Here is a 14,403-nt window from a genome sequence, read left to right on the forward strand (position 1 = left end):
TTTCGTTAAAATAAAACAGGTATGGAAGTTGTTACATTTTGAATAGAATAGAGGTGCTAATTTGTTCCCAGAAAAAATTGAAGAGGCTTTCGAGCCAATGGAACAAGCAATCCAGTTATTGCAACAGTCATTGGATACTTCTTTTTTAGATGCGTATATTGAAAATGGTGAAAATATTTTAGATGATTTTCAAGTACGAGTACTTGACGGAGTACCTAATCCAGAGACAGTGAAACAATTAGAAACGCTGTATCATACGATTAAAAAAATTGATTTAGCTCCTGAAGATGTGCGACGCTTGTCCCAATTACTTTTGTTAAAAGGAACGAGAAAAGAGCAGCTTCAAGCAAATCATCAATTGACGCCAGACGGTATTGGCTTTTTGTTTGTTTATTTAGTAGAACAATTAACAAATAAATCAGAGCCATTAAAAATTTTAGATCCTGCTTCAGGAATGGGAAATTTACTGTTAACGGTTCTGCTAAACCTTGAAACAGCTGGTTACAAAGTTTCTGGTTATGGTGTGGATATCGATGAAACACTTTTGGCGGTATCTTCTGTGAACAATGCTTGGTCACAAGCTAATATTCAGTTGTTCCATCAAGACGGATTGCAAGATTTGTTATTGGATCCAGTTGATTTAGCATTAAGTGACTTGCCGATTGGCTATTATCCAAATGATGAGCGAGCAAAGGGATTTGCTGCTGCTGCGGAGGAAGGCCATAGTTATGCGCATCATTTATTAATGGAACAAGCCATGAAATACGTGAAACCAGCAGGGTTCGGCTTATTCTTAATCCCAACCAATATTTTAGAGACTGAGCAAAGTGAATTCTTTAAAAATTGGTTGACAAAAAACGTCTATTTACAAGGAATGATACAGTTACCTGATGAATTGTTTAAGTCAGAACAATCACGAAAAAGTATCTTGCTTGTTCAAAACAAGGGTGCAGATGCTGAGCAAGTGAAGGAAGTTTTGTTAGCAAAACTTGCCTCTTTGAAAGATATCAATAAAGTAACGGAGTTCTTTAAACAATTTGAAGCTTGGAAAGCTTCAAATTTAAAATAAAATAGTAACGAAGAGGAGAAAATTATGTCTAAAACAATTGCAATTAATGCAGGTAGTTCAAGTTTAAAATGGCAATTATACCAAATGCCAAATGAAGAAGTGATCGCTAAAGGAATCGTTGAACGTATTGGCTTAAAAGATTCTATCTTCACAATTAAATATGGTGAAGGACAAAAATATGAAGTAATTGTTGATATTGATAACCATGAAGTGGCAGTAAAAATGTTACTAGACCAATTAATCGACTTAAACATTTTAGGTTCTTATGATGAAATTACTGGTGTTGGTCACCGTGTAGTTGCTGGTGGAGAAGAATTTAAAGATTCTGTTGTTATTACAGACGAAGTATTAGAAAAAATTGAAGCTTTATCTGAATTAGCACCTTTACACAACCCAGCGAATGCGATGGGGATTAAAGCATTTAAACATATCTTACCAGAAATCATTAGCGTGGCAGTCTTTGATACGTCGTTCCACACAACAATGCCAGAACACAACTATTTATATAGTGTACCGCGTGAATACTATGAAAAATTTGCTGCACGTAAATATGGGGCACATGGAACAAGTCATCGTTATGTCTCTCAACGTGCTGCAGAAATGTTAGGTCGTCCAATTGAAGACTTGAAAATTATCACTTGTCACTTAGGAAATGGTGCTTCAATCACTGCAGTTGATGGTGGTAAATCAGTCGATACATCAATGGGCTTCACTCCTCTTGCTGGCGTTACAATGGGGACTCGTTCAGGGGATGTTGATGCGTCACTATTACCTTATTTAATGACAAAACTTGGCTTGACTGATGTACAAGACATGGTTGATATTTTAAACAAAAAATCTGGTTTATTAGGTTTAACAAATGGTTTATCAAGCGACATGCGCGATATACAATCAAACTTAGATAAACCTGAAGTTCAAACAGCATACAACATTTTTATCGATCGTATTCGTAAATACATTGGTAGCTATGTCACTGTTATGAATGGCGTTGATGCGATTGTCTTTACTGCTGGAATCGGTGAAAATGCAGTTGGCGTTCGTAAAGATATTATTGATGGCATGACTTGGTTTGGTTGTGAAATCGATGATGACAAAAATAATGTACACGGTGAAGAAGCAGTTATCTCAACTGATGATTCAAAAATCAAGCTTCTATTAGTACCAACTGATGAAGAGTTAATGATTGCCCGTGACGTAGAACGTCTAAAATAATTAAACGAACACACCTTGTGAGATGCTCTCACAAGGTGTGCTTAATAGGTAAATAAAAAGAAACTGAGCCAACTATCACTTTTGATAGTTGGCTCAGTTTCTTTTTATTTTTTATTTTTCTTCATTTTTTGGTAATTTGTTGTCTAAATCCGTCCGTACAACGAGAACATCGCAACTAGCGTTACGGATAACTGATTCAGAGACAGAGCCAATAAATAAACGCTCAACGGCATTTAATCCAGTTGCTCCTAACATAATTAAATCAATGTTGTATTCTTTTGGTAATTCTTTGGCAATAATGTTCTTAGGAGAACCATAGGCTAGAACGCTAGAGACTTTTGTTTGTCCCATATCCACCGCTTGTTGTTGGTAGGTGTCTAAGGTTTCTTTTGCCATTGACATTGCTTCTTCTGCTAGCGCACCATCAAAAGAGGACACTGATTGGAAAGAGCGCGTATCAACAACATGTGCTAATAGTAATTCAGCATCGTTTCGTTTAGCGACGTTGACCGCTTTTTTAAAGGCTAAGTCTGCTTCGTCAGAACCATCGATTGCTATCATAATTTTTTGATATTGTTGTAACATAATAACCGCTCCTTTCAGCGTAAAAAAATCATTAATTGTTTCTATAATAATTGTAAAACAAACAAAGAAAAAAAGAAACTGAAACCGCTTCTTTTTTTTCTGAATATTGGCAATTTTTTGTAAAAAAAGAACCTGGGACAAAAATCACTTTGGATTTTTGTCCCAGGCTTAAAAATTGATAAACGGCGGAAACAGAAGCAACTCCTTCGGAAATAAGCCGAAATTCTCCAAAAATTAAAGAACAATTTTCGGAAATTCCTTCTTATTTCTCGGAGTTAAACACTTCTGTCCCGACCTCTTTAAATTCATCGTCTTTTATGACATTTTTTTTGCAAAAGTTAAACTAAATAACGTTGAAAGTAATAAAACAAAAAAGATAAAACCAATTGACAATAACGGGCGATTAAAAATAGCCGCTAGAACACCTAGAATGGCGATAATCAAGTAATAACGCCCAAAACGTTCGATAAACTGTTGACTTTCTGTTGCAGTTTCTTTTTTTAAGAGTGGTAAAAAAGCTGCACTTTTCTTCATCAAATAATAACTGGCTACGCCTGTGACAACGGCGAGTAATAGTACGAGTATACGAATCATCTTGTCCTCCAAAAAAAAACAACTTGCCAGAGCAAATTGTTTAGAAATCTTCATAAAAATGGTAAAATCCGTCGATGCCGGTAATCGTCCTAGAGTATTGAACCCGCAAGATAAGCAGGTGGGTTCCTCGATCGCAGTATTGAACTACCAAAAGAAAAGGCATGTTACCAACTTTGATACAAGCAGGATCCCTAGATATCAATAAAAATGTTCGGTCAACACAGTGAAAGGACAACGCGTACATCACAGATTTACCATCTTTATAATAGCATACTCTCTCAAAATCGGCAACGAGATTGTTTCTTTTTTTGAAAGCGTATTATTTTGTTATTTTTTCTGTTTCCATTCTTGGATACGCTTGAGTTGCTGATGTAAGGCTTGTTCATATTTACCAATATCAATCGGTTCGTAATAACGTGCCTCTTTTAATTTGTCAGGTAAGTATTGCTGATTGACCCAACCGTTTTCAAAATTATGTGGGTATTGATAACCAATGCCACGGTTTAATTCTTTGGCTCCAGCATAGTGGGCATCACGCAAATGATCAGGAACGTCTCCCACAGAGCCTTGTCGAATATCTGCCAAAGCAGCATCAATCGCTGTGACTGCAGAATTTGATTTTGGCGATAAACATAAATCAATGACGACACTAGCTAGAGGAATCCTAGCTTCTGGAAACCCTAGCTTTTCGGCGGCTTGAACAGCGGTGACTGTCCGAGCGGCGGCCGCAGGATTCCCAAGACCGATATCCTCATAAGCAATGACCATTAAACGACGACAAATAATCGGTAAATCACCTGCTTCAACTAAGCGACCCAAATAATGAAGTGCAGCATCTACATCGCTTCCTCGGATCGACTTTTGGAAAGCGGAAATCACGTCATAATGGGCATCGCCATCTTTATCATGGGTTAAGGCTTTTCGTTGCACGCACTCTTCAATAATCGGTAAGGTGATCTTAATTTCGCCTTGTTCATTTTTGGGTGTTGATTTAACAGCTAATTCTAGTCCATTTAGCGCACTACGTAAGTCACCGTTCGTTGCGCGTGTCAAATGTTGTAATGCTTTTTCTTCTAAGTGGACGGGATAATCGCCTAAGCCACGTGTGCTATCGGTTAAGGCTTCTTGAATCGCTTGCTGAATGTCTGTTTCCGTTAAGGGCTTTACTTCAAAAATTTGCGTGCGACTACGAATCGCAGGGTTAATTGTAATATATGGATTTTCGGTAGTGGCTCCAATCATAATAATTCGTCCGTTTTCTAAATGAGGGAGCAAAAAATCTTGTTTTGTTTTATCTAATCGGTGAATTTCATCAAGCAGTAAAATCACTGTGCCACTCATTTTGGCTTCTTCAGCAACGATTTGTAAATCTTTTTTGGTGTCTGTGGCCGCGTTCAACATGCGAAAGGCATAATTTGTTGAACCAGCGATTGCGCTGGCAATACTGGTTTTTCCAGTGCCAGGCGGCCCATAAAGAATCATCGATGAAAGCATTTTGGCTTCGACCATCCGACGAATAATTTTACCAGGGCCGACTAAATGTTGTTGACCAACTACTTCGTCTAAGTGACGAGGTCGCATTCGATAGGCTAAAGGTTGTTGCATAAAAGGACCTCCTTTTTCATAATCATCTTATTATAACATAAAGAACGTACATTCGCTTTTTGGTGGTTTTTTGGGTTTTAGATGGATATAGCGGAAGGTTTCGTGTATGATAGGGAGTGGTGAAAGAAATGAAAGAAACGATAAATATCTTTAACACAAAAACAACTGAAGAAGTGGCGCAATACTTGTTAGGGATGTATTTAGAGCACGAAACAGCAACAGGCGTTTTAGGTGGGTACATTGTGGATGCAGAAGCTTATTTAGGTCCTGATGATGAGGCGGCCCATAGCTTTGGCTTGAGAAAAACGCCACGCTTACAAGCCATGTATGACAAACCAGGCACGATTTATTTATATACTATGCACACGCATTTAATTTTAAATATGGTGACACAAGAACAAGGCAAACCACAAGGGGTGATGATCCGCGCGATTGAACCTGTTGAAGGTGTAGACAAAATGATTGAAAATCGCCAAGGACGTCAAGGCGTGGAATTGACCAATGGACCAGGTAAATTAGTTGCAGCCTTAGGAATTGATAAGCAATTATATGGGCAGTCGATTTTTTCTAGTTCGTTACGGCTTGTGCCAGAAAAACGAAAATTTCCGAAAAAAATTGAGGCACTACCACGAATTGGAATTCCCAATAAAGGTCGTTGGACAGAATTGCCTTTAAGATACGTCGTGGCTGGCAATCCATATATTTCTAAACAAAAAAGAACAGCAGTAGACCAAATAGATTTTGGCTGGAAGGATGAAGAAAATGAAAAAAGCAACAATGCTCACATACTTAGAGGAACAACTTGAAAAACACTTAGGAGATTACGAAGTAGGCCTTGATTGGGATCGTAAAAACCATACCATCGAAGTCATTGTTCGTTTATATGCAGAAAACAATGAGCAAGTGGCGATTGATGATGTTGATGGTACGCTTTCAGAAGAAGAATTCATTGAATTTGAAGATGGTTTGTTATTTTACAATCCGCAAAAGTCAGTCGTTGATGACGAAGAGTATTTAGTCACAATTCCTTATGAAGGAAAAAAAGGGCTACGCAAAGCAGTTTTAGACGGATTCATTCACTATTTAAAAGTGGTTTTAGATGAAGGGCAAAGTGATTTGTTAGACTTTTTATCAGATGAAACAGCGGAAGTTTTTGAATTGCATTGGGAGCCAGCAGATTTTGAAGCGATGATTAAAAAAGTGGCAGAAACAGAAAAAGAACAATGGATTGCGTATCCAAGTTATTAATTTAGAGGTGAGAACATGAAGTGGACAGAAGTAAAAGTAGAAACGGCTAGCGAAGCAGTTGAAGCAATTTCAAACATTATGATGGAAGCTGGTGCAAGTGGCGTGGCCATTGAAGATGCGTTGGACATTGAAAATTTTGAAAGTGATCTGTATGGGGAAATTTTAGATAAAGAGCAATTCACCCACATTAAAGAAGGGGCGATTGTGATGGCTTATTTTCCTGAAACAACCTTCTTACCAGAAATTTTACCATTTATGAAAGAAAATATTTTACGCTTGCCAGAGTACGGCTTATCCATTGGTAAAAACGAAATGACAATTAGTGAAGTAGCAGAAAGCGACTGGGCAACTGCTTGGAAAAAATATTATCATCCTGTCCGTGTCACACGATTCTTAACGATTGTGCCAAGTTGGGAAGCCTATCACGCACAAGATGAAGCAGAAAAAATTATCACATTGGATCCGGGCATGGCTTTCGGTACAGGCACGCATCCAACGACTCGTTTAACCTTGCAAGCTTTAGAAACTGTTTTACGTGGTGGCGAAACAGTTCTAGATGTAGGAACGGGTTCTGGTGTTTTGAGTATTGCAAGTCGCTATTTAGGGGCTAAAGACGTCTACGCATATGATTTAGATGAAGTAGCAGTTGCAGCGGCAAAAGAAAATATGGATTTAAATCCCATTGCGGCCGATGTTCATGTGTCAGCCAATGATTTACTAAAAGGGATTGACCATTCTGCTGATGTAATCGTCGCAAATATTTTGGCAGATATTATTGTGTTAATGATTGAAGATGCTTGGCGTTTGCTAAAACAAGACGGTACCTTCATTATTTCTGGAATTATTGAAGATAAAAAAGCAATGGTTTTAGAAGCACTAACGAAAGTCGGGTTTGTGGTGGACCAACTCTTTAATCAAGGCGATTGGTATGCGATTATCTTGAAGAAACCAGAGGAAGAGTAAAATGCAACGGTATTTCATGAAAGAAGATTATCAAGAAAAAGATTTGTATAAAGTCGCAGATGAAAACTATCATCATATTGTGCGAGTTATGCGAATGACGCCGAATGATCGTTGTTATTTAGTATTTCAAAATAAAACTGCCATTTTAGCTGAGATTGTGGAAATTGATTCAACATCTGTTTACTTTAAAGAAATTAGTAAAGAAGAAATGGACAAAGAATTGCCAATTGAAGTGACGATTGCGTGTGGGTTACCAAAAGGGGACAAGTTAGAATGGATTGTTCAAAAAGGCACGGAGCTAGGTGGCAATCAGTTTATCGGCTTTCCTGCGAAAACTTCCGTTGTCAAATGGGACCACAAAAAAAGAGCAGCCAAAGAAAAAAGATTACAAAAAATTGCCACAGAAGCGGCGGAGCAATCGCATCGGCAGCAGACACCAAGTGTTTCTTTGGTGGAAAAAACACAAGAAATCATTGCGCAATTTGACTCATATGACACAGTCTTGGTTGCGTATGAAGAATCAGCAAAACAAGGAGAAAAAAGTCAATTAGCACAAGTATTATCCACTTGCCAGCCAGGCGCATGTTTGTGTGTGCTCTTTGGACCTGAAGGTGGCTTTGCACCGCAAGAAATTGAACAATTTCTGCAGGCTGGGGCGAAACTTTGCGGGTTGGGTCCGAGAATTTTACGAGCAGAAACAGCACCGTTGTATCTTTTAAGTGCGGTTAGCTACCAAATGGAACTTTTAAATTAAACGAAAGCCCGCCTGTAAAATTCTTGTAGGCATTCTCTTTGAATAAACAGAGAGTAAAAAAGCGACAGTGATTGAAATTTAAGGGAAATTTAGTATAATAGAGTTGTTGAAAGTGCTACTGTTTCAAGTGGTACTTTTCTTTTTTATTAAAATAGATAAAACGTGAACGAAGTGTTCTTTATCCAAAGGTCACCTTCATAGAGGAGTGAATACCATGCCAAAAGAAGAAATACTGACAGGCCCAGCGGTCATCAAAATTGTAAGTACCTATATGGGACCAGAACATGTTGAGTTGGTTCAAAAAGCATTAACTTATGCTGAAAAAGCACACGAAGGTCAAGTCCGACAATCAGGTGAACCTTACATCATCCATCCGATTCAAGTGGCAGGCATTCTGGCTGAATTACATATGGATCCCCATACTGTAGCAACAGGATTTTTACATGATGTTGTCGAAGATACGGACGTAACACTGGACGATTTAAAAGAAGAATTTGGCGAAGACATCGCAATGTTAGTCGATGGCGTAACGAAACTAGGAAAAATTAAATATAAATCTCATGAAGAACAATTAGCCGAAAACCATCGGAAAATGTTATTGGCAATGGCGCAAGATTTACGGGTCATTATGGTGAAACTAGCCGATCGTTTGCACAATATGCGCACATTAAAACATTTACGTGAAGATAAGCAACGACGGATTGCGCAAGAAACTTTAGAAATTTATGCGCCTTTAGCACATCGCTTAGGGATTAGTCGAATTAAATGGGAATTAGAAGATACGGCCTTACGTTATATTAACCCCAACCAATACTATCGAATTGTTAATTTGATGCAAAGTAAACGCGATGAACGTGAAGCTTATGTGGCAGAAGCAGTCGAAGATATTCGTTTAGCTACGGAAGATTTAGAAATTTACGCAGAAATATATGGTCGACCAAAACATATTTATTCAATCTATCGTAAAATGAAGGACCAAAAGAAACAATTTAATGAAATCTATGACTTATTAGCGATTCGTGTTATTGTCGATTCCATTAAAGATTGCTATGCCGTGTTAGGGGCGATTCATACACGTTGGACACCAATGCCAGGTCGCTTTAAAGATTATATTGCTATGCCAAAAGCGAATATGTATCAGTCTATCCATACGACAGTTATTGGGCCAAAAGGGAATCCAGTAGAGGTCCAAATTCGGACCCATGAGATGCACCAAATCGCCGAATTTGGGGTGGCGGCTCACTGGGCCTATAAAGAAGGCAAAGCGGAAAAAATTGAAACAGATGAACTGACGAAGCAAGTCGATTGGTTCCATGAAATTATTGAATTACAAGATGAAAGCTACGATGCTTCTGAATTTATGCAAGGTGTGAAAGAAGACATTTTTAGCGACAAAGTCTATGTCTTTACGCCAAGTGGAGATGTAACCGAACTGCCAAAAGGCTCCGGACCACTAGATTTTGCCTACAGCATTCATACTGAAATTGGGAATAAAACAACCGGTGCGAAGGTCAACGGCAAAATGGTACAGTTAGACTATGTCCTAAAAAATGGGGATATTATTGAAGTCCTAACATCACCGAATTCTTTCGGACCTAGTCGCGACTGGCTGAAAATGGTTAAAACAAGTAAAGCCAAAAATAAAATCAAACGTTTCTTTAAAGAACAAGACCGTGAAGATAACATTATTAAAGGGCATGATGCTGTCATTAAATACATGACAGAAATCGGCTTTACACCGAAAGAATTTTTAACGAAGAATAAAATGGCGGAAGTGCTAGATAAATTTAAATTTCAAACGGAAGATGATTTATTTGCGGCAGTAGGTTATGGCGAAGTAAGTGCGCAAGTAGTGTGCAATCGTTTAACAGAAAAAGAACGCCGCGAACAAGAGTTGGAACGTCAACGCCAAGAAGCAGAAGAGTTGTTAAATCAGCCAGCTAAAAAAGAATCAGAAAAAATGAAAGTTCGTCATGAAGGCGGCATCGTGATTCAAGGGGTGGACAACCTATTGATTCGTTTAAGCCGCTGTTGTAATCCAGTGCCTGGTGATGAAATCGTTGGTTACATTACCAAAGGACGGGGCGTTTCAATTCATCGTGCGGACTGTCCTAACGTACAACATCAAGAAGAATTAGCACAACGTCTAATTGAAGTTGAGTGGGAAGATACCGAGCACAGTCGCAAAGAATACGCTGCCGATTTGGAGATTTACGGCTATGATCGTAGTGGCTTACTGAGTGATGTTTTACAAGTCATTAGTTCGATGACAAAAAATTTAGTCGGCGTTGAAGCTCGTCCATCCAAAGATAAGATGGCCCAGATTCATGTCACTGTGAAAATTCAAAACCTTTCTCATTTAAAAACCATCGTTGACAAAATTAAAAGTGTACCAGATGTTTATAGTGTTCGTCGAACCAATGGGTAAGTGTTAAAAGTGAGGCAAAAAAGATGAAAGTAGTTATTCAAAGAGTCAGTCAAGCACAAGTTGCGATAGAAGAGCAGATAGTGGGACAAATCAAACAAGGCTTCATGGTGCTGGTGGGCATTCATCAAGAAGACACGCCAGAAGATGTGGCTTATGTTGTTGGCAAAATCAGTAAATTACGTGTTTTTGAAGATGACGAAGGAAAAATGAATCGCAGTATTCAAGAGATTGAAGGATCAATTTTGAGTATCTCTCAATTTACCCTCTATGCAAAAACTAAAAAAGGCAATCGTCCCAGTTTTATTGAAGCGGCTCGTCCAGATGTGGCGATTCCTTTGTATGAATTATTTAATCAACAATTAGAAGCAGAAGGAATAGCGGTAGCCACAGGAGAATTTGGCGCGGATATGCAAGTGTCGTTGACCAATGATGGTCCAGTGACCATTGTGATTGATACACGAGAAAAATAATTGATTTTCCTGTCGGAAACCCTTGACTTTCTAAGAGAACTTTAGTAGTTTATAGATAATATTAAAAATCTACGAAGGAACGAGTAAGTTTCATCTGTCTGCGAAGAGAGAGTTGCCGTGGCTGAGAGCAACTTCAACAGTGAAAGTGAAAGACATTCTGGAGATGGACGGAAGAAAAGCCGTCCCGTTACGAGCGTTAATCGTTGAGGAAAGAGTCAAATCTTTCAAAACTAGGTGGTACCGTGTAAAAGAGACTTTTACGCCCTTGTATGTTCAACATACAAGGGCTTTTTTCATTTTTAGAAAAAAGAAAATGGCGCACACATTTTTGTGGAATGATAGAAGGAGAGAAAGACAATGAGTTATCAAAAACCAAAAGGAACAAACGATATTTTGCCAGGAACTTCTGAAAAATGGCAATTTGTGGAAGAAACAGCTCGTTTGATTTTTAAAGATTATCAATACCAAGAAATCAGAACCCCGATTTTTGAACATTATGAAGTGATATCTCGCAGTGTTGGCGATACTACAGATATTGTTTCAAAAGAAATGTATGATTTTTATGATAAAGGAGACCGTCACGTGACGCTACGTCCTGAGGGGACAGCGCCAATTGTTCGGGCCTTCGTTGAAAATAAATTATATGGTCCGGAATATACGAAACCATATAAAACCTATTACATGGGGCCGATGTTCCGCTATGAACGCCCACAAGCTGGTCGTTTGCGTCAATTCCATCAAATTGGTGTGGAAGCATTTGGTAGTGAAAACCCAGCATTGGATGTTGAAATTATGGCTATGGCTTTGGACTTCTTCAAACAATTAGGCATCCAACAAATCAAATTAGTTATTAATTCCTTAGGGGATAAAGAAACACGTGCTACGTACCGTCAAGCATTAATCGATTATTTAGAGCCCCATATGGCAGAATTAAGCGAGGATTCACAACGTCGCTTACACGAAAATCCATTGCGGGTGTTAGACAGCAAAGATAAAAAAGACAAGGTGATCGTCGCAGAAGCGCCCTCCATTTTAGATTATTTAAATGAACCATCTAAAGCACATTTTGAAGCAGTAACTGATATGTTAGATTTACTAGAAATTCCTTATGAAATTGATAGTAATATGGTTCGCGGCCTGGATTATTACACACACACAATTTTTGAAATTATGAGTGAAGCGCCTAAAATGGGTGCGCAATCAACTATTTGTGCAGGAGGCCGATACAATGGTTTAGTTGAAGAATTAGGCGGCCCAGACACACCAGGTTTTGGTTTTGGTATGGGCATTGAGCGAGTGTTGTTAACAATGGAAGCTGAAGAAGTTGTGATTCCAGCGTTATCTGAATTAGACGCATATGTGGTTGGGATTGGTTCAGAAACCAACGTCGCAGCTTTGCAACTTGTTCAAAGCATTCGTAACTTTGGTTTCTCAGCTGATCGTGATTACATGAATCGCAAACCAAAAGCGCAATTTAAAACGGCCGATAAATTACAAGCAAAATTAGTTTTAACAATCGGTGAAAATGAATTGAATGAAGGCATTGTCAACGTAAAATCAATGGCAACACGCGAAGAAAAAGCCTTCCCGTTAAGTGCTATTCATGATTCATTTGATGAAGTGTATGACGAAATGATGACAAAAATGATTGAAGAATAAAAAGGAGAGATTGAGAAATGGCAAAACGCACAACCTATTGCGGCAATGTATCTGCCGAATTTATTGAAAAAGAAGTTGTATTAAAAGGATGGGTTCAAAAACGTCGTGACTTAGGAGGCGTTATCTTTATTGATTTACGTGACCGTGAAGGAATCGTCCAAGTGGTCTTTAACCCAGAAAAGTCAAAAGAAGCATGGGAAATTGCTGATAAATGTCGTAGTGAATACGTCATCGAAGTTAAAGGTCAAGTCGTTTATCGTGATAAAGAAGCGATTAATCCCAAAATGAAAACTGGCGAGTTTGAAGTGATGGCGACTGACATTACGATTTTAAATACTGCGAAAACAACGCCATTTACCATTGAAGATGATAATAACGTTAATGACGAATTGCGCATGAAATATCGTTATTTAGATTTACGTCGTCCATCAATGACAAACAACATTAAATTACGTCACCAAGTAACGAAAACAATCCGTCACTATTTAGATAATCATGACTTTTTAGACATTGAAACTCCTTATTTAGGCAAATCAACACCAGAAGGCGCTCGAGATTATTTGGTTCCTTCTCGTGTCCATGCCGGTCATTTTTATGCTTTGCCACAATCACCACAACTCTTTAAACAATTATTAATGGGGGCAGGCTTCGATCGCTATTACCAAATCGTTCGTTGTTTCCGTGATGAAGATTTACGAGGCGACCGTCAACCAGAATTTACACAAATCGATATCGAAACGACCTTTTTAACACCAGAAGAAATTCAAACATATACAGAAAATATGTTGGCTGAAGTGATGAAAGAGACAAAAGGAATTGAGATTTCTGTTCCGTTTCCACGAATGAGCTATGACGAAGCGATGGCACGCTATGGTAGCGATAAACCCGACACTCGTTTTGCTATGGAATTAATTGATGTTGCAGATGTAGTGAAAGACGTAGACTTCAAAGTTTTCCAAGCAGCGTTGGAAAATGGTGGACATGTGAAGGCTTTGAATGCAAAAGGCGCCGCAGATAAGTATTCTCGTAAAGATATGGATAACTTAGGTAAGTATGTGAGTCAATTTGGTGCAAAAGGCTTAGCTTGGTTAAAAGTTGAAGAAGATGGCTTAAAAGGACCAATTGCTAAATTCTTAACAGAAGTTAGTGATGAATTAATTGCTGCTACCAATGCAGAAGTCGGTGATATTTTAATGTTTGGTGCCGATAAACCTGAAATCGTAGCCGCTGCTTTAGGTGCGGTACGTACACGTTTAGGTAAAGAATTAGGTTTAATTGATGAATCGAAATTCAATTTCTTATGGATTGTGGATTGGCCGTTGTTTGAATATGATGAAGAAGCTGGCCGCTATGTTTCTGCTCATCATCCATTTACACAACCAAAAGCAGAGGATGTGGCCCGCTTAGCAACAGACCCAGCCTCTGTGTATGCTGAAGCTTACGATGTTGTCTTAAACGGCTACGAATTAGGCGGTGGCTCATTACGGATCCATACACGAGAATTACAAGAAAAAATGTTTGAAACGTTAGGTTTTACAAAAGAAGAAGCACAAGACCAATTTGGTTTCTTGCTAGACGCATTAGATTACGGCTTCCCGCCACATGGAGGGATTGCTTTAGGGCTAGACCGCTTAGCAATGCTATTGGCTGGGGAAGAAAATATTCGTGAAGTGATTGCCTTCCCTAAAAACGGGAAAGCAATTGACCCAATGAACAACGCACCAAGTTTAGTTTCTCCATTACAATTGTTTGAATTAAACATTGATGTAACAGCCATTGACGAATAAATGTTAAATCTAAAGAAAGAGTGACTTCA

At 38.6% G+C, this 14,403-nt stretch carries 14 protein-coding genes and 1 other RNA gene; 11 read left to right on the forward strand and 4 right to left on the reverse strand.

The window, feature by feature from the left end:
• The first annotated feature begins 61 nt into the window (after positions 1-61).
• The gene (locus IGK86_RS05805) at positions 62-1,069 is read left to right on the forward strand and encodes a class I SAM-dependent methyltransferase (protein WP_002357063.1); all 1,008 of its coding nucleotides are present in this window, start codon (positions 62-64) and stop codon (positions 1,067-1,069) included.
• A gap of 24 nt (positions 1,070-1,093) precedes the next feature.
• Positions 1,094-2,281 (forward strand): acetate/propionate family kinase, encoded by a 1,188-nt coding sequence (locus tag IGK86_RS05810; protein ID WP_002357064.1) that lies wholly within the window; start codon positions 1,094-1,096, stop codon positions 2,279-2,281.
• 111 nt (positions 2,282-2,392) lie between these two features.
• Here the strand turns inward: IGK86_RS05810 and IGK86_RS05815 are convergent, their stop codons facing one another.
• From IGK86_RS05815 to IGK86_RS05830, 4 genes are all read right to left on the reverse strand, one after another.
• Positions 2,393-2,866 (reverse strand): universal stress protein, encoded by a 474-nt coding sequence (locus tag IGK86_RS05815; protein WP_002357065.1) that lies wholly within the window; start codon positions 2,864-2,866, stop codon positions 2,393-2,395.
• 315 nt (positions 2,867-3,181) lie between these two features.
• Positions 3,182-3,514, reverse strand: a complete 333-nt coding sequence (locus tag IGK86_RS05820) for a hypothetical protein (RefSeq protein ID WP_002357068.1) — start codon at positions 3,512-3,514, stop codon at positions 3,182-3,184.
• Between the two features lie 7 nt (positions 3,515-3,521).
• A non-coding RNA gene (ssrS, locus tag IGK86_RS05825) (6S RNA) lies at positions 3,522-3,715 on the reverse strand.
• Between the two features lie 72 nt (positions 3,716-3,787).
• Positions 3,788-5,065 carry a replication-associated recombination protein A gene (locus IGK86_RS05830; protein ID WP_002360030.1) on the reverse strand — a complete coding sequence of 426 codons (1,278 nt, stop codon included), beginning with the start codon at positions 5,063-5,065 and terminating at the stop codon, positions 3,788-3,790.
• A gap of 128 nt (positions 5,066-5,193) precedes the next feature.
• Here IGK86_RS05830 and IGK86_RS05835 point away from each other — a divergent pair, with 128 nt between their 5' ends.
• The 9 genes from IGK86_RS05835 to aspS all read left to right on the forward strand — a co-directional run bounded on the left by IGK86_RS05835 (position 5,194) and on the right by aspS (position 14,374).
• Positions 5,194-5,871 (forward strand): DNA-3-methyladenine glycosylase, encoded by a 678-nt coding sequence (locus tag IGK86_RS05835; protein ID WP_002364174.1) that lies wholly within the window; start codon positions 5,194-5,196, stop codon positions 5,869-5,871.
• Positions 5,828-6,313: a DUF3013 family protein gene (locus tag IGK86_RS05840; protein ID WP_002388170.1), complete on the forward strand. Its 486-nt coding sequence runs from the start codon at positions 5,828-5,830 to the stop codon at positions 6,311-6,313. The genes IGK86_RS05835 and IGK86_RS05840 overlap by 44 nt, the downstream gene beginning before the upstream one ends.
• A 15-nt stretch (positions 6,314-6,328) precedes the next feature.
• On the forward strand, positions 6,329-7,276 hold the full coding sequence (gene prmA, locus IGK86_RS05845; protein WP_002357075.1) for a 50S ribosomal protein L11 methyltransferase: 948 nt from the start codon (positions 6,329-6,331) through the stop codon (positions 7,274-7,276).
• Between the two features lies 1 nt (position 7,277).
• Positions 7,278-8,030 (forward strand): 16S rRNA (uracil(1498)-N(3))-methyltransferase, encoded by a 753-nt coding sequence (locus IGK86_RS05850; RefSeq protein WP_010816132.1) that lies wholly within the window; start codon positions 7,278-7,280, stop codon positions 8,028-8,030.
• Between the two features lie 214 nt (positions 8,031-8,244).
• Positions 8,245-10,458, forward strand: a complete 2,214-nt coding sequence (locus IGK86_RS05855; protein ID WP_002357079.1) for a RelA/SpoT family protein — start codon at positions 8,245-8,247, stop codon at positions 10,456-10,458.
• 23 nt (positions 10,459-10,481) lie between these two features.
• On the forward strand, positions 10,482-10,928 hold the full coding sequence (gene dtd / locus IGK86_RS05860; protein ID WP_002357080.1) for a D-aminoacyl-tRNA deacylase: 447 nt from the start codon (positions 10,482-10,484) through the stop codon (positions 10,926-10,928).
• Positions 10,929-11,067: 139 nt separating this feature from the next.
• Positions 11,068-11,289 (forward strand): hypothetical protein, encoded by a 222-nt coding sequence (locus IGK86_RS05865; protein WP_002383130.1) that lies wholly within the window; start codon positions 11,068-11,070, stop codon positions 11,287-11,289.
• Positions 11,286-12,587: a histidine--tRNA ligase gene (hisS, locus tag IGK86_RS05870; RefSeq protein ID WP_002362049.1), complete on the forward strand. Its 1,302-nt coding sequence runs from the start codon at positions 11,286-11,288 to the stop codon at positions 12,585-12,587. The genes IGK86_RS05865 and hisS overlap by 4 nt, the downstream gene beginning before the upstream one ends.
• A 17-nt stretch (positions 12,588-12,604) precedes the next feature.
• Positions 12,605-14,374: an aspartate--tRNA ligase gene (aspS, locus tag IGK86_RS05875; protein ID WP_002360034.1), complete on the forward strand. Its 1,770-nt coding sequence runs from the start codon at positions 12,605-12,607 to the stop codon at positions 14,372-14,374.
• Positions 14,375-14,403 lie beyond the last annotated feature (29 nt).

Origin of the sequence: Enterococcus sp. DIV1206 (assembly GCF_051712485.1) — a bacterium.
Lineage (GTDB): Bacteria > Bacillota > Bacilli > Lactobacillales > Enterococcaceae > Enterococcus > Enterococcus faecalis.